Annotated in this window: 18 protein-coding genes; 14 read left to right on the forward strand and 4 right to left on the reverse strand. The window is 42.9% G+C overall.

Annotated elements, in window-relative coordinates:
- Positions 1–39 precede the first annotated feature (39 nt).
- From AXE82_RS00595 to AXE82_RS00610, 4 genes are all read left to right on the forward strand, one after another.
- On the forward strand, positions 40–450 hold the full coding sequence (locus AXE82_RS00595; protein ID WP_065252196.1) for a transposase: 411 nt from the start codon (positions 40–42) through the stop codon (positions 448–450).
- Complete coding sequence (tnpB, locus tag AXE82_RS00600) at positions 447–818, forward strand: IS66 family insertion sequence element accessory protein TnpB (protein ID WP_062330255.1); 372 nt, start codon at positions 447–449, stop codon at positions 816–818. The genes AXE82_RS00595 and tnpB overlap by 4 nt, the downstream gene beginning before the upstream one ends.
- A gap of 84 nt (positions 819–902) precedes the next feature.
- A complete protein-coding gene (gene tnpC, locus AXE82_RS00605; RefSeq protein WP_082741375.1) occupies positions 903–2648 on the forward strand; it encodes an IS66 family transposase in 1746 nt (581 codons plus the stop codon).
- Positions 2626–2895, forward strand: a complete 270-nt coding sequence (locus AXE82_RS00610; protein WP_227713352.1) for a hypothetical protein — start codon at positions 2626–2628, stop codon at positions 2893–2895. The genes tnpC and AXE82_RS00610 overlap by 23 nt, the downstream gene beginning before the upstream one ends.
- Positions 2896–2975: 80 nt before the next feature.
- On the opposite strand, the gene AXE82_RS00615 is transcribed toward AXE82_RS00610, so the two are convergent.
- Genes AXE82_RS00615 through AXE82_RS00630 form a run of 4 tightly spaced genes read right to left on the reverse strand, consistent with a single transcriptional unit; the run spans position 2976 to position 5714 of the window.
- Entirely contained in the window at positions 2976–3644 is a 669-nt protein-coding gene (locus AXE82_RS00615; protein WP_062330257.1) for an alpha/beta hydrolase, read from the reverse strand.
- 35 nt (positions 3645–3679) lie between these two features.
- Positions 3680–4375, reverse strand: coding sequence for a hypothetical protein (locus AXE82_RS00620; RefSeq protein WP_062330259.1), 696 nt, complete (start codon positions 4373–4375; stop codon positions 3680–3682).
- Complete coding sequence (locus AXE82_RS00625) at positions 4372–4878, reverse strand: hypothetical protein (protein WP_062330261.1); 507 nt, start codon at positions 4876–4878, stop codon at positions 4372–4374. Before AXE82_RS00625 ends, AXE82_RS00620 begins: the two co-directional genes overlap by 4 nt.
- A complete protein-coding gene (locus AXE82_RS00630) occupies positions 4875–5714 on the reverse strand; it encodes a ParA family protein (protein WP_065252178.1) in 840 nt (279 codons plus the stop codon). The genes AXE82_RS00625 and AXE82_RS00630 overlap by 4 nt, the downstream gene beginning before the upstream one ends.
- Positions 5715–5857: 143 nt before the next feature.
- Between AXE82_RS00630 and hrpA the strand changes: the two genes are divergently transcribed.
- From hrpA to bamA, 10 genes are all read left to right on the forward strand, one after another.
- Positions 5858–10117, forward strand: a complete 4260-nt coding sequence (gene hrpA, locus AXE82_RS00635) for an ATP-dependent RNA helicase HrpA (RefSeq protein WP_062330265.1) — start codon at positions 5858–5860, stop codon at positions 10115–10117.
- Positions 10118–10445: 328 nt separating this feature from the next.
- A complete protein-coding gene (rimO, locus tag AXE82_RS00640) occupies positions 10446–11933 on the forward strand; it encodes a 30S ribosomal protein S12 methylthiotransferase RimO (RefSeq protein ID WP_197931423.1) in 1488 nt (495 codons plus the stop codon).
- Positions 11934–11947: 14 nt separating this feature from the next.
- The gene (locus AXE82_RS00645) at positions 11948–12292 is read left to right on the forward strand and encodes an SMR family transporter (RefSeq protein ID WP_062330267.1); all 345 of its coding nucleotides are present in this window, start codon (positions 11948–11950) and stop codon (positions 12290–12292) included.
- A gap of 198 nt (positions 12293–12490) precedes the next feature.
- Positions 12491–13219, forward strand: coding sequence for a UMP kinase (pyrH, locus tag AXE82_RS00650; RefSeq protein WP_062330269.1), 729 nt, complete (start codon positions 12491–12493; stop codon positions 13217–13219).
- 61 nt (positions 13220–13280) lie between these two features.
- Positions 13281–13835: a ribosome recycling factor gene (gene frr / locus AXE82_RS00655; RefSeq protein ID WP_007116803.1), complete on the forward strand. Its 555-nt coding sequence runs from the start codon at positions 13281–13283 to the stop codon at positions 13833–13835.
- Between the two features lie 44 nt (positions 13836–13879).
- Positions 13880–14620, forward strand: a complete 741-nt coding sequence (gene uppS, locus AXE82_RS00660; RefSeq protein ID WP_062330271.1) for a polyprenyl diphosphate synthase — start codon at positions 13880–13882, stop codon at positions 14618–14620.
- Positions 14621–14639: 19 nt separating this feature from the next.
- Positions 14640–15527 (forward strand): phosphatidate cytidylyltransferase, encoded by an 888-nt coding sequence (locus tag AXE82_RS00665; RefSeq protein ID WP_062330273.1) that lies wholly within the window; start codon positions 14640–14642, stop codon positions 15525–15527.
- 264 nt (positions 15528–15791) lie between these two features.
- Positions 15792–17012 carry a 1-deoxy-D-xylulose-5-phosphate reductoisomerase gene (ispC, locus tag AXE82_RS00670; RefSeq protein WP_062330276.1) on the forward strand — a complete coding sequence of 407 codons (1221 nt, stop codon included), beginning with the start codon at positions 15792–15794 and terminating at the stop codon, positions 17010–17012.
- A 127-nt stretch (positions 17013–17139) separates the two neighbouring features.
- On the forward strand, positions 17140–18507 hold the full coding sequence (gene rseP / locus AXE82_RS00675) for an RIP metalloprotease RseP (protein WP_062330277.1): 1368 nt from the start codon (positions 17140–17142) through the stop codon (positions 18505–18507).
- Positions 18508–18851: 344 nt separating this feature from the next.
- Positions 18852–21245 carry an outer membrane protein assembly factor BamA gene (gene bamA / locus AXE82_RS00680; RefSeq protein ID WP_062334656.1) on the forward strand — a complete coding sequence of 798 codons (2394 nt, stop codon included), beginning with the start codon at positions 18852–18854 and terminating at the stop codon, positions 21243–21245.
- Positions 21246–21248 lie beyond the last annotated feature (3 nt).

Consider the following 21248-nt stretch of genomic DNA (forward strand, 5'->3'; position numbering starts at 1 on the left):
CGAGATAATGTCCATGATTTTCAGTAAATGGACATTAACATGGCAACCAACAAACCCAGACGCAAGACCTACAGTGACGAATTCAAAGAATTTCTAGTCCAAGAAGCGATAAGCTCAGGACGGTCTATTGCCAGCATAGCCAGAGACAACGGCATCAACCAGAACCTATTGCACAACTGGAAACGAGAACAAAAAGCCAAACAAGCCCAAACCGACCAAATACCCGCACTTATTGACAATGACGCTTACCGCAATACACCAACATTCATCCCTGTCAGTGTACAGCCAAAACCAAACCGTGAGCAAATCACCGATTTCATCACATCTAGGTCATCAGTCCTGACAGGTATAGAACTACAAATTCCCAGCCACAACACAATGCCCATAAAACTCACTATCGACCAAATCGACACACACAGCCTACTCGAACTACTGCGGGGGCTACAATGAACCCCCTTATCAACCCCCAACAAATATGGCTATCCACCGCTGCCATGGACATGCGAAGTGGCAGTAATAAACTACTCGCCTTCATCCTACAGCACCACCCAGGCATCCGCCCAAACTGTGCCTACCTATTTTACAACAAAGCAGGCACCCGGCTAAAAATACTCATCCATGACGGCCTGGGCATATGGCTATGCACCCGAGCACTGGATGATGGCAAATTTCACGGACTTGGCGAACGCCTCATGCGACATCACAGTGCACCTAACCCAACCACAGGACTCACCATCAGCCATGAACAATTCAATGCCCTGATTAGTGGTTTGCCTTGGCACAACCTAGGCAAAGACATACTCACCCCTCTGACCTAACCTGCCTTTATCATAAAGCCGCTAAATCTCAACTATCACCGCCCGTTAGCTGACAACCGATAACGGTTATGGCAAACTCATGCCATGACCACCGCCCACCCATCCGACCCAATTGCGCCAAGCTATGCTGATTTATTAGCCCAAAACGCTCGGCTTCAACAGCAGCTTGACGCACAAAAACAACATTACCAACAGCAAGCAGCGCAACTCAAACAGCAATACCAACAACAAATGGACGCTCAAAGGCAGCAATACGAAGCTAAGCTTGCTCGCATCAACCAAGAGCTCATTGACGCCATTGCCAAACAGCAACGTCTTATTCATCGGCTGTTTAGGCAAAAAAGCGAAGGCTTAACGCCCAAACAAACCCACTTAAACCAAGAAACCGCCCTAGAAGACCTAGCCTTGCTTGAACAAGCCCATGACAACTTCTTAGCCAATCTTAGCGATGACGAGCGAGCCAAACTGCCTGCTAGCAAGCCGATTAACACACAGAACGATAGCACAGACATTCAATCCAAAAAGCCAACTCAGCCTAGACGACAAAAACGCATCGTTATCCCTGACAACCTCGACATTCACACCATCATTCATGAGCCACCGTCAATTACCTGTGAGTGTGGCTGTCAAATGACGCAAATGGGTCAAGATGTTCAAGACAAACTTGGCTTTAAGCCAAAGCAGTTCTACCGTGAGCGTCATGTTTATCCCAAATACACCTGCCGTAATGCTCAGTGTCACCGTGAGAAACTGGTGCAAGCCAAAACCGAGCCTCAAATCATCGACAAAAGCATTGCCACCCCTGAGTTACTCGCTCACATCTTAATCAGTAAATACGCTGACCATCTGCCTTTATACCGCCAAAGCCTGATTTATCAGCGTAGTGGGGTATATTTATCCGATTCAACCTTAGCCGATTGGGTCGGACGCTGTGGGGTGCAGCTTAGGTTTTTAGTTAATCGATTAATCAAACTCATGCTTATTCAGCCAATTGTGCATGCGGATGAAACCCCAGTCAAAGTATTAAATGGCTATGGGATGAAAGATGCTAAAGGCAAGTTAAAGCAAGGCTATGTTTGGGCGTATGTGACCCCAAAGCACAGCCCAATCAAGGCGGTGGTGTATGACTTTGCTCAAGGTCGAGGTAGTGAGCATCCCAATGCGTTTTTAAAAGGCTTTAAGGGTAAGCTTATTTGCGATGGCTATAACGGCTACAAGCCATTATTTGGGCGAGGCGTGATTGAAGTGGGTTGTATGGCCCATGCCAGACGTAAGTTTCATGAGCTTCATGTGACAGGGCAGAGTCTTATTAGTATTGAGGCACTAGAACTGTTTCAATCGCTGTATGCCGTTGAGTGTGAGATTGATGAGCGGTTTGAGAAAAACCAAACCCCAATGCCCAGAGATGCCCAAATCGTTAGACAAATCAGGCAACAGAAGGCAAAGCCAATTGCGGATAGGCTGTATGCGTGGTTACAACAGAAACGCTTAGGTACAACTAAGAATGCTGATATTACCAAGGCAATTGAGTATTGTTTAAAAAGGTGGCAGGCTCTGACACGTTATTTGGATGATGGCAATTTGCCGATTGATAATAATTGGGCAGAGAATCAGATGCGTCCTTGGGCGCTCGGGCGTAAGAATTGGTTGTTCGCAGGGTCGCTTGAGAGCGGTCAGCGGGCGGCGAATGTTATGTCGCTTGTCCAGTCAGCTAGGCTTAATGGTCTTGACCCCTATGCGTATTTGGCAGATGTGCTTAGACGGCTGCCGACGCATAAAGATAAGTTCATTGATGATTTGCTACCTCATGTTTGGAAGCCTCCGCAATAGGGTATGGTCGGATGATTACCTATTATCAACGCCTTATATCGTCAAAGGCAAAAGCCCATATGCGCTATTGCTGCTAAGTATGCTCACTTTTGTATATTTGGGGGGCAGTGGTATGGTTGCACTAAAATACGGCTATCAAACGCATTGGGGGTTGATGGCTGTGTGGTTGGTGGATTTTGTTTTGCTAGGATGGGTCAATTACTGGCTATTTATTTTGTTAAAACGACTGCCAAAGATGAATGGCTAATTGCCAAAAGAGCGTACCTAAGTCTCGTACGCCCTGTCACGTACGCTCTTTTTATGCTAAAAAATTATGCTAAAACATCGTTAGGCCAACACATCATTTAGCCATTTACCGATAATTTTGAGTTGCGGCATACACACTTGGTGCGCAATCGGATAGCTGTAAAACTGCGGCTGATAACCTTTTGACTCAAGCCATGCTTTGGCTTCTTGCGCAAGCTGTACTGGGACAACAGGGTCTTGTGTGCCATGATGAATGGCAATGTTTAGATTTTTATTGGCATCACTTAAAACTATGCTGTCTTTGGTCGCTAAATAAGTCGATAGGGCTAACAGTCCGGCTAATGGTTTGTCATAGGTTAACGCGGTTTGATAAGCGACGGCGCCACCTTGTGAAAACCCTGCAATCACTATATGCTCAGGTGACACGCCGCGCTCGGCTTCACGCGCGATTAATTCTCCAATCCAAGCCGCGGATTGTTCAATCTGTGCGGTGTCGATTTTGCGCTCAAGCGACATTTCCAAAATATCATACCAAGCTGGCATCACATAACCTTGGTTGATGGTTACAGGAATGGCGGGAGCATGGGGAAATACAAACCGCACGCCGTGGTTACCATCGAGTCCCAAGTCAGGGACGACTGGCTCAAAGTCGTGACCATTTGCGCCCAGTCCGTGTAGCCAGATGACGGCTCTATCGATGGGTAAATTATTGGGATTGTGAATGACTTCAACGGTTTTTAAGTGCGGCATTTTTTATTATTTCCCAATTAGTTGATTTTATAAGTTTAAATATTACCTTGATAAAGTAAACGTCTATCACTATCAGAAATCGATGTTAGCACTATATCTCTATAGCTTGGATTAATCTTAAAAATATTATCTCGAAATGAAAAAACAAGAATTGTAATGTATGTTTTGACAATTTTAATAGTATTTTTAATTAATTCATTTGCATATCGTTCGTCAAATATCGGAATATTTTTAAAAGCGGATAAATGCATCATATGGTGTTGATTTGCTGTATGAGTGTAAGAACATAAATTACTATATTCCGTATTCAAATTATTATACATAATTAAAAAATTAGGATGACTGCAATTAGGATACTGTTTTGCAATATCAAAAATTTCATAAACGTGTTTTTTATTAACTATATCAGTGTCAACAAATAGCCCAATTGCCTTAATGAAATTCTCAATAGAACTTCTTAAAATCAGATTAGCAGGTTTATATAGCCCATGAGAAAAAAGAAGTATTACCTGACCGATATCAGAACAACTCTCTAGTAGTCTATTTTCAATATTTTTATCACATATATTTTGATGATTAATACCCCAAATTAAATGAGCATAAGAGAAGTAAATTTTATGTGACTTTTTTAGATTAGAAACATATACATCATTTTGAGCTAATGTAGAAATTGAATAGTTTTTTATAAAATCATTTAATCGCTCAAAATCTTTGTCAATTTCTCTACTCATATTATATTTCCTGAAAGAGAACGAATAACACTGTTCCAATCATATTTTTCAGTTTTATCACTTTTTATTTTTGCTAATATTTTCTCATCATGCATAATTTTATCAATTGCATTTACCAACTTATCTAGCGAATTTTCATCCATTTCACTGATTGCACACAACATAGCCCCAATGATTTCATATCTGGATTTTTTGTCTGGATTTTTTAGCCTTATACCTAGGAAATCACCAAAGTCAGACAAATCTGAATTCTTTTCAAAAATCTCTCTATCTTGAAAAAATTTTGGTAGTGTACCGACTAAGTAGTTTTTGTTTGAGTTTTCATGTTTATAACGTGTTAAATTATCAAATGAAGTGCTAAAATCATTTTTTTCTATTAAATACTTATATAAGTCATCTTTCCTGTTTTTAATATCAATAGAATTATATCTTGACATAATCCAAGAAAGCTCTTCCATAAAATTAAATAGCTCATTAATATCTTTCTTGGTAACATTGCTCATGATTTTTCCTGTGATTGAATTCTAGTTAAAATTTCATCAGTTAATTTGACTAATCTTAAACTTAAATCGGTGTCATTTAATGACAAAATATGACCACCGTTGATTTGGTCTTTCGCGATTTTTGTTTTTTTCGGTATGTGAGTTTTGAAAAGGAGTTCACTCCAATCTGATTTTTGAAGTTCCTCAATAGTTTGTTGATGATTCAATGTAGCACCTTCTACTAAATTTAAGGCTACACCTAAACATTTTAAATCTTTCAACCTAAAATTTTTCTTTCTATATTCAATTACACTATTCAACAAATTCATGCCAGTTACAGATAAAGGCTCTGGTTTAGAGACAATGATAAAATAATCAGAAGCAATCAAAGAGCTAGACATCCATATTGAAGGAGTAGGTGGAGTGTCTATTATTATAAAATCAAAATCGTCGTCAATTGTTTCTAAGAAATTTTCTAGCCTAAATTCTCTTCCTTCACCAGGGGACATTTCAACCTGATATAATGACAAGTCACCAGGTAATAAGTACAAATTATCATTAATTTTAACAAATTCGAAGCATTCTTTTTGCTCATTATTTGCTGGTTGTATTCCATCCACTGAACTAAATGAATATTGTTGCTCATTAAAAACAGATGAAATTGTACTTTTATCAAGTTTTTTATAATTAATGTATTCTTCAGCATCCATTAAGCATTGAGTAGCATTAAATTGGGGATCCATATCAATTACTAAAACTTTTTTGCTTCTTCTTTCAGCTAGACAATGTGCTAGATTAATTGCTAAAGTAGATTTTCCAACACCACCTTTCATATTTACAAAACTTAAAACCTTCAAAGTTTTCCCCTTAAAATAAAATAGTATTTAAAAAATAAAAAAAATCCTAATTTTGTATAAGTTTAAAATTGCTCTTGATTTTACCTAACTTTTCCCCATTTATCAAAAAACTTTGATAATTACAAAATAATTAGCCTAAGCAAATGACCGAAATTTTAGCCGAAAAAACCGTTCAGACCGACACCCAAAACTTACCTGTCATGGCAAAAGACAGCTATTATCTGTCACGCCTTGCCCAACAATTAAAACAAATCAAAGACAAAGAAAGCGAAGACTATACGTCAAGATTTGACCGCTATCAAAAACAACTCAAACACTCGCAAGAAAGAGTGCAAAGCCGTATCGCCAGTCTGCCAACGATACATCTCAACGAAGACTTGCCCGTCAGCCAACAAGCCGATAGACTCATCAAAGCCATCCAAGACCACCAAGTCATCATCGTGGCAGGGGAGACAGGCTCAGGCAAAACCACCCAATTACCTAAGATTGCCATGCTTGCCGGGCGAGGGGTAACAGGGCAAATCGGACACACACAGCCAAGACGATTAGCGGCGCGTAGTGTGGCAAATCGCATTGCTGAAGAATTAGGGGAAACGCTTGGACAGACAGTCAGCTTTAAAGTACGTTTTACTGAGCAAGGCTCATCCGATTCCATTGTCAAACTGATGACCGACGGTATTTTGCTTGCCGAAATGGCGCATGACAAGTTTTTGAGCCGCTATGATACCATTATCATTGATGAAGCCCACGAGCGCAGTCTTAACATCGACTTTATCATGGGTTATCTCAAGCGTCTATTGCCAAAACGTCCCGATTTAAAAGTGATTATCACCTCGGCAACGCTCGACACAGCAAGGTTTAGCCAGTATTTTTCTAGCGTTGATAGTAAAACCAAAAAAGCGACGCCCGCGCCTGTGTTTGTGGTTGAAGGTCGCAGTTATCCCGTGGAAGTGCGCTACCGTCCGTTGACGGAGGAGATTGTCACAGGTTCGGATGATGACAGCTTTGATGATGTCGAAGATAACTTGCCGCGAGCGATTACCGCAGCGGTGGAAGAGTGCTACCAAGACGCTGCCAGTAAAGGGCATGCTGACCAAGCGGATATTTTGATTTTTGCGGCGACAGAAGCGCAAATTCATGATTTGGCAGATATTTTAAACCAATACGCCCCCCGTCATACCCAGATTTTGCCGTTATTTGCCCGTCAAAGTTTTGCCGAGCAGCAGCAGATTTTTCACCCGACAGGCGGCCGTCGCATTATCATCGCCACCAACGTTGCTGAAACCGCCTTGACCGTGCCCAATATCCGCTACGTCATTGATTTGGGATTTGCCCGGATGTCACGCTATGACTATCGCTCGCGGGTACAACGCCTGCCGATTGAAGCGATTAGCCAAGCTGCCGCCAATCAACGAAAAGGTCGCTGTGGTCGTGTCGCGGCGGGCGTGTGTATCCGTTTATATTCAGAAGAAGACTTTACCAGCCGTCCTGAGTTTACCGAGCCTGAAATTCTGCGTACCAATTTGGCGTCGGTGATTTTGCAAATGGCAAACTTGGGTCTGGGCGAGGTAGAAAACTTTGACTTTATCCAGCCACCCGACAATCGACTGGTCAATGATGGGCGTAAACTATTAGAAGAATTGGGTGCGATTGCCACTAAAAAAACTGAAAATAGCCTAAGCACATCTAATAATAATAGCAAAGGTCAATCCAAACGCCATCCCAATCAACTCACCAAAGTCGGTCAAATGATGGCAAAAATGCCCATAGACCCTCGTTTGGCACGTATGCTGATTGCAGGTGAGCAATACGGTTGTTTAAAAGAGCTATTGGTGATTGTATCGGGCTTGTCAGTGCAAGACCCTCGAGAACGCCCGAGCGATAAGCAAACCCAAGCCGACCAAAAACACGCATTATTTCGCCAAGCCGACAGCGATTTTTTATTTTATCTCAGTCTTTGGCAGGCAATTCATGGGGCTTTATTTCAAAGCAGTGGATTTAAAAGCGATGGATTTAAAAGCAGTGATCTTGACCAACAAAAAAATGCAACGCTAGAGGATGAAGCCACACCAATCGCGCAAAGCCCGTATGAAAACGACAAACTAACCAACAGCCAACGTAAAAGCTTTGCCAAAAAACATTTTTTAAGCTCGCCGCGTTTACGTGAATGGCAACAAACCCATAGCCAGTTGCTGCAAATGGTGGATGGGTTAAAATTAACAATCAACCAAGAGCCCGCCAGTTATGTGTCTATTCACCGGGCATTGCTCACGGGTCTGCTGTCGTTTATTGCCCAAAAAGTCAATGACGTCGACAAAAGCGGCAAGCTAATCAAAGCCAAACGCGGTGAGTATGTCACCGCGCGTCAGCACAAAGCCAAGATTTTTCCTGCAAGTACCTTGTTTAAGCAAAATCCGCTATGGGTGATGGCGTTTGAGGTGGTTGAGACCTCGCAGGTGTTTATGCGTACCGCTGCCAAAATCGAGCCAGAGTGGATATTGGCGATGGCAGGGGATTTGCTCAAATACCATTATTTTGAGCCGCATTGGTCAGCCAAAACGGGGCACGTCAAGGCATACGCCCAAATCAGCTTGTTTGGTCTGATTGTGGTACACAAACAACTGATGAATTATGAGCGGGTCAACCTTGCCGAGTCTCGAGAAATCTTTTTGCGAGATGCCTTGGTGTTGGGCAATTTAAATGCCCCATCCACAGGCGATGGTAAAAAGGGCAAATTGCCGCCATTTTTGCAGCATAATATAGATAAGGTCGCTGATGTCTCGTTGATTGAAGATAAGCTGCGACGGCGAGACTTATTAGTTGATGAAGAGCAATTATACGACTTTTATGCCAAGCGAGTGCCTGAGCATATCGCTAGTCGCAAAGTATTTGAAGATTGGCGAAAAGAAGTAGAAAAAACGGACCCACAGTTTTTATTTTTTAGTGATAAAGATGTACTTAATGAACAAGCACCCGCTACCCAAGCTTTCCCAGAAACGTGGCAACTGGGTAATTTAAAACTACCGCTGTCGTATGTTTTTGACCCGACCAGCGACGATGATGGCGTGACCATTAAAGTCCCGCTCGTTGCCTTACCACAGGTTGATGCGGTTGAATTACTGTGGGGTATTGCAGGGTGGCGCTATGAGCTGGTTTTGCAGCTATTAAAGACGTTGCCCAAAGATATTCGCCGTCAAATCGTGCCCGTGCCCGATACCGCCAAACAAATTTTTGACATGCTAGAAAAAAACCACCATGGCGGATTGCTAAAGCAACTGTGCCAAGCCTTAAACCAGCGCGGCGTGCGTGGGGCAAACAATCAATTTGTAGAGCCAAAAGACTTTAACCCAAGTGAGGTTGAAACCTATTTGCAGCCACAAATTGCGCTGGTCGATGACAAAAACCGCCTGATTGAAAAAGGGCGAGATATTGACGCATTAAAACTGCGTCATCAAGTCACCACAAGTCAGGCTGTAGCCAGTGGCAAAGGCGTACATAGCGAGTTTCCCGAGCATTTTAACTTTATGCAAAACCGCCACAGTGCAGGCGTGATGATCAAGCAGTTTTCGGCACTGGTTGCCGATGGACAGCCGAGCTATAGCGATAAAAAGGCTGTGTCTATTCAGCAATTTACCGATGTCAGTGTGGCACTCAACAAACACCGTCAAGGCTTGCTTGCTTTAATCGGCAATGAATTAGGCGCAAAAGCCCGACAGCTTACCAGCCAAATTGATAAAAACTTTAAACTTGCCTTTGCGCCGCTTGGTGAGCTTGATAGACTCAAAGATTTGCTGATTCATGCTACGCTTGATGCCACTTTTGAAAAATTTGTTGCAGAGTTTGACCATGAAAAATTCACGGCAGGGATTCATGATAAAGAGTTGGTGATTGCCATCAATCAGTTGCCTTTGACGTTGGATGAATTTAACCAAGCCAAAGCCGTGGTGCTTGCCAATTTCTTGAGCGTTGGGCAAAGTGTACTAGCCCAGCTAAAATCGGTGTATGAGCAGTGGCAGCAAGTTCGCCAAAAACTGCTACTACTAGACCGTGATATTTTTGAAGAAAGTATCGAGGATATCGAAGACCAACTCGATGATTTGAGTTTGTCGGACTTTGTGTATCGCATGAGTTATCAAGATTGGCAGCAATATCCGCGTTATCTGCAGGCGTTGTTGGTGCGACTCGATAGGCTTGAGCACAATTTGGATGCCGATCTTGATGCCGTGTATCAACTTGATAAACACATGGAAAGGCTATCTGTTAAGGGTAATGATGAGACAATTATGCCGTATCGTTGGTTGGTTGAGGAGTTTCGGATTCAGCTGTTTGCCCAGCCGATGAAAACCCGCGTACCTGTGTCGGATAAACGCCTAGAAAAATTGTGGGATGAGTTGAATGGTTAACAAAAAAATCCGTCAAAATTTGGCGGATTTTTTATAAAATATTGATTTAAAATAGTTTTTCTAAACTTTGTTTGAACTAAAATCATGATCAATAGTGTTTTTTGCAGGGTATGGCTTATATTGAATAGTCATGATGGGGAGTGCGGCAGTTGGTAGGGATTTTTACAAACAATAGATTATCAACAATAGATTGATTTTTTTAGCATTTGAAATTTTTACCTATACCTATACAGTTAATTTGAGCCGATGAAAAATTAAAAAGTTGATTTGGTAAAAACAGCAAAACCTAGTAAAATAGTCAGATTAAATTATTTTCAAAGTGAAAGTCATGCCAAGCCAACCGCAAGTTTTTAATCCCCAGTCTACCAATAAACCTGCCACCCATCATCAAGCCAACCACAACGAAAACCGTACTGTAGGTCAAAGCGCCAGCCAAACGGCGCACCAACTGGCTCAAGATATAGTAGCGACAAAAGCGCCTAAGATTGGTTTTGTATCGCTTGGCTGCCCCAAAGCCTTGGTGGATAGCGAGCGCATTATCACCGAGCTTAGCCGTGATGGCTACCAAGTCGCCAGTGACTATGATGGCGCAGATTTGGTGGTGGTCAATACTTGCGGCTTTATCGAATCTGCGGTGCAAGAATCGCTTGATGCCATTGGTGAGGCGATTACCAAAAACGGCAAGGTGATTGTCACCGGCTGCCTTGGCAAAGATGCCGAAAAAATCAAAACCATGCACCCAGCCGTGCTTGCGGTGACTGGCGCACATGCCTATGAAGAAGTCGTCAATGCCGTGTCGCATTATGTGCCAAAACCCGCACCATCAAAAACTTACGACCCAAAAATTGACCTAATCAATGATGCGGGCATTAAGCTTACGCCAAAACATTATGCGTATGTCAAAATATCCGAAGGCTGTAACCACCGTTGCACATTTTGTATTATCCCAAGCTTTCGTGGTGACCTCGTTAGTCGCCCGATTGACAGTATCATGACTGAAGCGGCTGCGCTCAAAAACGCAGGCGTCAAAGAGCTATTAATCATCTCGCAAGATACCTCAGCCTATGGGGTAGATCTTAAATATAAAACCAGTTTTTGGAATGGCATGCCCATCAAATCCAAATTTTACGATATGTGCGAGGCACTCAATCGACTGGGCATTTGGGTGCGTTTGCATTACATCTATCCTTACCCGCATGTCGATGCTGTGGTGAAACTGATGAGTGAAGACAAGCTACTGCCATACCTTGATATCCCATTCCAACATGCCAGCCCCAATGTGCTCAAAGCCATGAAGCGCCCCGCGCATAGCGAAAACGTACTGGAGCGCATCAAAACTTGGCGCTCGATTTGCCCCGATATTGTCATTCGCTCTACCTTCGTGGTGGGTTTCCCTGGCGAGACGGAAGAAGATTTTGAATATTTGCTTGACTGGCTCAAAGAGGCGCGATTAGACAGGGTAGGGGCGTTTACCTATTCAGAAATAGAAGGCGCGGCGGCAAACGACTTGCCGAACCCTGTGCCAGAAGCTATCAAACAACAACGCTATGAACGACTGATGGCGCTACAGCAACAAATCAGTGCCGAAAAACTGGCTGAGAAAGTCGGTAAAACCTTAAAAGTGCTGGTGGATGAGATTGATGAAGAAGAAAATATCGCCATTTGCCGTAGCTATGCCGATGCGCCAGAAATTGACGGCCACGTGTATGTAGATAATATTGATGCATCGGTTAAAGTCGGTGAATTTTTGACCGTCACCATTGATGAAGCCAATGAGTATGACCTTTTTGCCAGTTTTACCGCTGAACTGTTATAAGGATAAGGATTGTCATGTCTCAATCAATGATAGCGTATAGTCTTTTAGCGATTGCGATTATTAGTGAAGTGACTGGTTCAACTTTTTTGGCGAAATCAGAGGGGTTTAGCAAACACTTGCCCACTATCACCACCATGATTTGTTTTGGCATTGCTTATTATCTTCTTTCACAAGTTATCAAAATCATACCACTGGGGGTTGCTTATGCCATTTGGTCAGGGGTAGGTATTGTGTTGACCGCTATCATTGGGTACTTTATTTTGGGTAATAAACTGGATTTACCCGCCATCGCGGGAATGAGTCTAATTGTATTGGGGGTGATTGTTATTAATCTGTTTTCTCATTCAGCCACGCATTAGTCACGTTTTAATAATCCACACATTAATATAGTACCTTAACAGTTTAATGGCTAAAGCTGACTGAATTTTCAAGGTGAGAGCAGGGTAAAAATTAAAATGACTGTTGAAATTATCTTTACACTATCTAAAAACCGTTAATTTTGTTAAAATTTCGCCATTTGCATTATTTGCTATCCAACAGCCAACAAGAGGTCAACCATGTCTGATAAAGCTCCCCGTTACCAACGTATTTTGCTCAAACTCTCTGGCGAGGCCTTGGCAGGCAAAAATGATATGGGGATTGATTCAGGCGTGTTAGACAACATGAGTCTTGCGATTGCGCACTTGGTAGGATTGGGTGTGCAAGTGGGTATCGTGGTCGGTGGTGGCAACTTGTATCGTGGCGCTGCGCTACAAAAACAAGGCTTGGTAGGTCGTGTCACAGGCGACCAAATGGGTATGCTTGCAACCGTGATGAATGGCTTGGCGATGCGTGACGCCTTGGAGCGCCGTAATATCAAATGCCGTTTGATGTCAGCCTTACCAATTGGCGAAGTGACTGAAAACTACAGTAGCCGCAACGCTATTCGCTATTTACAGAACAATGAAGTGTGCGTGTTTGTCGCAGGTACCGGCAATCCATTTTTCACCACAGATACCGCAGCGTGTTTACGTGGCATCGAGATTGAAGCCAATTTAATCCTAAAAGCCACCAAAGTCGATGGCGTGTATAACAAAGACCCAAACACCCATGAGGATGCCGTCAAATACGACGAACTCACCTTTGACCAAGTGCTAGATCAAAAATTGGGGGTGATGGATTTGACTGCAATTGCGTTACTGCGTGAGCATAACGTACCGCTGCAAGTATTTGATATGGCAAAACCCAACGCGCTACTTCATGTGGTGATGGGCGAGTCAGAAGGCACCAAAGTTATCAATCACTAAAATAGTTTATATACTAAAATAGTTTCTAAATTTGACATACAGAGTTTTAAAAGGATACAACATGATTAACGATATTAAAAAACAAGGCGAAGACAAAATGAAAAAGGCGATTGAAGCCTTAGAAAATGCCTTTAGCAAATTACGTACAGGCCGTGCCCATCCTGGTATTTTGCAGGGTGTGATGGTGTCTTACTATGGTTCTGAGATGCCACTTAATCAAGTGGCGAGCATCAACGTTGAAGACTCGCGTACCCTGTTAGTGCAGCCTTTTGACCGTAGCATGGTGCAGGCAGTCGACAAAGCAATTCGTGAATCAGATTTGGGTCTCAACCCAATGAGCGCAGAAGTGATTCGGGTACCGCTACCCGCATTGACGGAAGAAACCCGTAAAGACATGCAAAAGTTGGCACGTCATGAAGCCGAAGAGCGCCGTGTATCTGTGCGTAATGCCCGCCGTGATGCCAATAATGCCTTAAAAGCCTTGGTAAAAGACAAGCAAATCTCAGAAGACGATGAACGCCGCGCCAATGACGACATCCAAAAAATGACTGATAAATACATTGATAGCATTGATAAAATGCTCTCTAGCAAAGAAGCAGAATTAATGGCCGTTTAATCGTTATTTATCCAACAAAAGAACTAATTCATAAGAAGTAGGTCATGGTTGAGTCAAAGGCAGCAATGCCACAACATATTGCCATCATTATGGATGGCAATAACCGATATGCCAAAGCACATGGGCTACCAACCGGTGGCGGGCATATTGCCGGCAAAGATAATTTAGACCCTTTGGTTGAGCATTGCATGGATATTGGTATACGTGCGTTGACGGTATTTGCTTTTTCTAGCGAAAATTGGCAGCGCCCAGCCAATGAAGTGGCGCTATTGATGAAGCTACTGGAGCAAACCGTCCATGACCAATTACCGCGGATGCTGCGCCATCAAATTTCTTTGCGCTTTATCGGTGACAGGAGTACCTTAACGCCGCATTTACGCGCGATTATGCAAGATGCAGAAGAGCAAACTGCCCATTTTACTAAAATGAGTTTGGTGATTGCTATCAGCTACGGCGGTCAATGGGACATCGTCAATGCCTGCCGCCAAGTCGCCAAACAAGTGGCACAAGGCGCGCTTACTGCTGATGCCATTACCCAAGACGATTTTGCACGTCACCTGTCGCTATCGGATTTACCAGCCGTTGATATGTTAATCCGTACGGGGGGTGATTACCGTATTTCTAATTTTTTACTGTGGCAATGTGCGTATGCTGAGTTATTTTTTACCGAAACGCTTTGGCCAGATTTCAAGGCGGCTGAATTAGACCAAATGATTGATATTTTCATGGGTCGTGAGCGTCGATTTGGTAAGACCAGCGAGCAATTATTAGGTTTGGGCTTTTAATTAATCAATAGGAATTGTCATGTGGGAACGCATTAGAACCGCCATTATTTTGTTAGTGATTGTTGGCGTTGCGATGTTTGCTACCCGCGAGCCTATTTTGATGTTGCCGCTATTGTTAGTCGGTGCAGGTTTTGGGGCTTTTGAGTGGTCAAAGCTCATGCCGTCACTTGAACAAAATCCCGACAGTTATGTACCGCCTACCACCCAAATTCCCACCAAACCTGCCAAACCAATTGATTATATGTATACCCTTGTGATGTTAGGGATTGTCAGTGTGTTATTGGTGATGGCAAAGCTAACTGGCAGCATAGCCTCTTGGGTGTTTTTTTGGCTGGTCGCGGCGCTGATTTGGTCGGTAGCGATTGGCTGGATTCGCCGTTATCCCAACAATACGCAAGCTTGGTATGGTAAGCATTTGTACATCATCGGTATGATTGTACTGTCATCTGCCATTACTGCGATGTACTATCTGTGGTCAATTTCAGCTTGGTGGCTGCTATATGTGTTTGTATTGGTGTGGTGCGCCGATAGCGGCGCTTATTTTGTCGGACGAAAAATTGGTAGACGCAAGATGTCCCCACACGTCTCACCCAATAAAAGTGTGGAAGGCTTATTAGGTGGACTTGCTACAGGCACGCTTGTGGTGATTGGCGTCTCTTTTGGGTTGTTAAACGATTGGTCGATGCTGGCCATTGGCGTGTTTTTGCTCTTATCGCTGATCACTATCATCATGTCCGTGTTCGGTGATTTATTTGAAAGTATGCTAAAGCGCCATGCAGGCGTCAAAGATGCCGGGGCATTGTTGCCAGGACATGGGGGCATTCTTGATCGTATTGATTCGCAGCTTTCAGCCGTGCCAATTTTTGCGTTGGGGTTTTGGGCGATGAAATTTTACGGCTTAATTTAATGCTACATTGCGTTTATTTTTCAAAAATTTTCACATCTGCTTAATATTAATTTGTTCAATTCCAATCTAGCCAATATCAATTTGTTTAATTCACTAATCAATGCAAGCTTGTGTTTCATCCAATCTTTTTTGCGCAACTGCTTGTTGATTGCTGCTTAAAAATCTTCTCGCGTGTTAATATGCTTATCACAGTGGCAATTTGCCGCTGTAAACGTAAAATGTTAGGTTTAACCGCCGTCTGCCCCAACTTACTAGGTCATTGTAATGCTATCTTCAACTCACACTATACCGCAAAAAAACATTGCTATTATGGGCGCAACTGGCTCTATCGGCGATAGTACACTATCGGTCGTCAGTCAGCATCCTGATTTGTATAACGTGGTCGGGGTGACAGGGTTTTCGCGGCTCGATAAACTGTTGAGTATTTGTCAGCAATTTGAGCCAACTTATGTTTGTGTTGCCAAAGAAAAGGAAGCAACATTTGCGCAGATGCTCAGCGACGCTAATCTGGACTGCAAGATTTTGATTGGTGAGCAAGGTTTAGTTGAGCTTGCCACACTAGCAGAAGTGGACATGGTGGTTGCGGCTATCGTCGGTGCTGCAGGCTTGCCATCAACGCTGGCAGCGGCTAACGCGGGTAAAACGATTTTGCTTGCCAATAAAGAAGCATTAGTGATGGCAGGTGAACTGATGATTAAAGCCGTCAAACAGTCAAATGCCAAATTGCTGCCAATTGATAGCGAGCACAATGCCATTTTTCAATGTTTGCCTACCGCGGTGCAACAACAGCGCAATGCCATTCATGATGATAACCATGGTATTAAAAAGCTTTGGTTAACGGCCTCAGGTGGACCGTTTTTACACAAAACACTTGACGATATGAAACACGCCAGGGTGGCAGAGGCTGTCAAACACCCCAACTGGTCCATGGGGCAAAAAATATCGGTAGATAGTGCTACTATGATGAATAAAGGCTTGGAGCTGATTGAAGCGAGTTTTTTATTTGATATGCCCGTCTCTGAGATTGAAGTGGTCATTCATCCGCAAAGCATCGTGCACTCTATGGTTGAATACAATGATGGTAGTTTTTTAGCGCAGCTGGGCAGTCCTGATATGCGTACCCCAATTGCCCATGCCATGGCATACCCCAATCGTATCAGCAGTGGGGTGCAGCGATTAGATATTTTTAAGTTAAGTAATTTAAATTTTGTCCGACCGGATTTAGAAAAGTTTAAATGCTTAGGGTTGGCTTATCAAGCCATGCAACAAGGCAGCTATGCGTGTATCGCCTTGAATGCCAGTAATGAGATAGCCGTTCAAGCGTTTTTAAACGGCGACATCTGTTTAACCGATATTGCTGATATCAATGAAAAAGTGCTATTGCAAGCCGAAAAACAGCCGATTGGGTCATTGCAAGCAATTTTGGCGGTCGATAAACTAAGCCGTGAACAAGCACACCAATGTATTGCCGCTTTAAACGCTTAAACAATGCTAAAAAAGTTTAAAAATAGTTGGCAACACTGGTTGATAATCGTTAAGAATGACTACATAACTTATCAAGATAACGATAGTTAAATTATTTTTAGCCTGTGATTTTGTCAAAAGGATACCCATGAATTTCATCTTGACCGTTTTAGCTGCGATTGTGGTATTAGGACCTTTGGTTGCGCTACATGAGTGGGGGCATTACATTGTCGCTCGGCTATGCGGTGTCAAGGTATTGACCTATTCAATTGGGTTTGGTCCAAAGCTGCTAAGCTGGACCAGTAAAAAAACTGGGATTAATTATGCTCTCTCTGCAATTCCGCTTGGCGGTTATGTCAAAATGCTCGATGAGCGAGAAGGCAAAGTCAATCCAGCTGAACGTCATTTAGCCTTTAATAACCAAAAACCTTGGAAAAAAATCGCCATCGTCGCAGCAGGTCCAGTGATGAACTTACTGATTGCGATTTTTTTGTATTGGCTGCTATTTATCACCCCAACCCAAGTATTGGCGACCAAAGTCGGCAGTATTTTGCCCAATTCACCCGTCAGTCAAACCAGTCTAAAAGTCGGTGACGAAATTGTTGCGGTCGATAATAAACCCATTCAAAGCTGGCAAGATATTAACTATGCGTTAGCCGATCGCATGGGTGAGTCGGGGCAAGTTAATTTAACAGTGAATGGCGCGCAAGGTCAAACCAATGTTGCCGTGCCGATACAGCGCTTTATGAAAGTAGAAGCGGGTAAAGCAACCAACCCCATTGATAGTCTAGGCGCGATTCCATGGCAACCAAAAATTCCGGCGGTAATCGGTGAAATTGTCCCAAATAGCGCTGCCGCGCGTCAAGGTCTGCAAGTCGGTGATACCATCACCCGTGTCAACGGTCAACCGGTGAGCGATTGGCTGGCGTTTTCACAAGTTGTCAAATCAAGCCCCGAGCAGTTATTAACCCTTGAAGTACAGCGCCAAGGCAAAATTACTACCTTACAAGTCATGCCACAAGCAAAAAAAGATACTATGGGCAATCGATTTGGACAAATTGGCGCAGCGGCAGCAGCATCTAAGGTCACGCCGCCACCTGATTATATAAAAACCATTCAATATACCCCCATCCAAGCGGTGGAAAAATCCGTGCATCAAACTGTCGATTTAAGTGCCATGACCCTCAAATCAATGGGTAAAATGTTGACGGGCACCATTGGGGTAGAGAACCTATCAGGTCCCATTACCATTGCCAAAGTCGCCAATCAAAGCTTTAGCATCGGTTGGGAAGCGGTATTGTCGTTTATGGCGATTATCAGTTTAAGCCTTGCTGTGCTCAATTTATTACCCGTACCTGTGCTCGATGGCGGTCATATTGTCATGTATGCCTATGAGGCTATTTTTGGTAAACCTATGCCCGAAAAGGTACAAATGATGGGAATGAATATTGGTTTAGTTTTGCTTGCAGGTTTCATGCTGTTGGCGATTGGTAACGATATCTCACGCTTGTTTTAATCGACCCAAATTTGGCTAAAATATTGATTTATAGTTTTGTTTTTTCGCTAGACTTTACGCAAAATTTAGCTTACCTTATGCCAGTAAAATTTATTTACGGATCTCTTGTACTTTGATAATACAAGCTACACATCAAAGACAAACTATTACTAGAAGTTTAATCAAGTCACCCTTTTTGATAGCATTTGTCATTTTTAGCGAACTAAACTTAGATTACCAAACTTAGATTACCAAACCTAGATACAAACCTAGATAAATACCTTTGGCTAACTAATTTTGGATACCTAAAAGTGACAGGTTTCATGCATTATCTTTGGGCAGTCGTCAATTCGGAAACAAGTTATATGCGAAATTCAGCGTTATTTTTGGTTGCACCGTTAGCACTCGTTACCTCGTATGCACAAGCGGCAAATTTTACCGTGAGCGATATTCAATTTAATGGATTGACACGGGTATCCGCTGATAACCTCTATCCAGTGCTTGCTGTCAATACCGGTGAAGTAGCAAACAATGCCAATATCGCAGCTAGTATCAAAGCCCTGTATGAAACGGGTAATTTCTCAGACGTTAAAGCATCCCAATCAGGCAATAAGTTGGTATTTGACGTGGTAGAGCGCCCAATTATCGCAAGTGTCACTTATGAGGGTAATAAACTCATTCCAAAAGAAGCATTGACCGAAGGCCTAAAACGTATTGGCATCGTAGAAGGCAATGTATTAAAACAGGCGACAGTTGAGCAGGTTCAAAATGAGCTAAAACAGCAATACAATCAGCAAGGTTATTATAATAGCGAAGTTACGGTGACCCAAACGCCTTTAGACAATAACCGCGTTGCGCTTAAATTTAATTTTGTTGAAGGTAAAGCGGCGCGTGTTGTCGATATCAAGGTGATTGGTAACAAACATTTTAGCGACAAAGAAATCAGACAGGCGATGAGCATCAAAGAAAGCTCATGGGTCAATGTGATTAGTAAATCTGACCGCTATGCCAAAGAAAAGCTTGCGGCAAGTTTAGAAAATGTCACCGCCATGTACCAAAATGCGGGCTTCGTCAAATTCACCATCAATGATGCCACCATTAATTTAAGTCCAGAAAAAGACAAAGTGTTTATTGAGATCAATCTTACTGAAGGTGAGCAATATAAATTTGGCAATGTCAACTTTATGGGTACGCCCAACTATGACACCGACAAGCTTCGTAAGCAGGTGGCATTTAAGCCAGGTGAGCGTTATTCACAACGTCAAATGACGACAACCTTACAAAATCTTGGCACACTGTATGGTAACGATGGCTACTATTTTGCCCAAATCCGCCCAGTGCCGCGCATCAATGAAGATACTCGCACCGTAGATGTCGATTTCTTTATTGATCCTGTGCGTCCTGTGTATGTTCGCCGTATCAATTTTACCGGTAACAATAAAACCGCAGATGAAGTATTGCGCCGAGAAATGCGCCAAATGGAAGGTACATTGGCCGCCAATGAAAAAATCGATTTGTCGCGCACGCGTTTGATGCGTACAGGCTTCTTCAAAACTGTCAACATGGATGTCAAACCTGTCCCCAACACCCCCGATCAGGTAGATATCAATGTTGCAGTAGAGGAGCAGCCATCAGGTACCAGTACCATTGCGGCTGGTTATTCACAAAGTGGTGGTATCACTTTCCAAGCAGGTTTAAGTCAATCTAACTTTTTGGGTACAGGTAATCAAGTCAATATTTCGTTATCGCGTTCTCAGACGTTAGATAGTTATAATTTGGGCTATACCAACCCGTACTTTACCCCAGATGGGATATCGCAAAGTGCCAGTATCTATACACGCAAAACCAAATATGACAGAAAAAACATTTCAAACTATGTAACAGACTCGTATGGTGGCACCTTAGGTTTTAGCTACCCGATTGATGAAAATAAGAGTTTAAGTGCTGGTCTCACACTTGATAGTACCAAAATCAAAGCAGGCGCTTTGTTAGCGGTATCAAACTATCAGTACTTAAAAGACGAGGGTAATCTGCAAGTAGGTTCAGACTCTGATGGCAATGAATCATTCGAATCAGACCCATTTAATACGGCTAGCCTAAATTTAGGCTGGAATATGAACACGCTTGACCGTGGACGTTTTCCAACCAACGGTATGTCACATAACGTCAATTTGGAACTGGCTTTTGGTGATGCCACCTACCAAAAACTGGTCTATCAAGGCAACTACTATCGCCCATTCCTAAAAAATACCGTACTACGCGGTTATACCAAGTTAGGATATGGTAACGATTTACCTTTCTGGAAAAATTTCTTCGCAGGGGGTTATGGCTCAGTGCGTGGTTATGAGAATGCCACGTTAGGCCCTACCAGTAATCGTTATTACCAAGTGAAAAATAATAGTGGGGTCGATAATTACCCAGAAGAGATTGGCGGTAATGCACTCGCGCAAGTGGGTACTGAACTAATTCTGCCGATGCCGTTTAAAGGCGATTGGGCAGACCAAATCCGTCCGGTGTTATTTGTTGAAGGGGCACAAGTGTTTGACACCACCAATAAATATGACCAAAAAGTCACAGTGAATGGCAATACCGTATCGCTATTAAATGAAAAAGACAATAACATGCGTTTTAGCGCGGGTGCAGGCTTCACTTGGATTACCCCAATTGGTCCAATCTCATTAAGCTATGCCGTTCCGCTTAATGATAAAGATAAAGATAAAGTCGACAATGTACAGTTCGAAATTGGACGTACATTCTAAAAG

Origin of the sequence: Moraxella osloensis (assembly GCF_001553955.1) — a bacterium.
Taxonomy (GTDB): Bacteria; Pseudomonadota; Gammaproteobacteria; order Pseudomonadales; family Moraxellaceae; genus Faucicola; species Faucicola osloensis.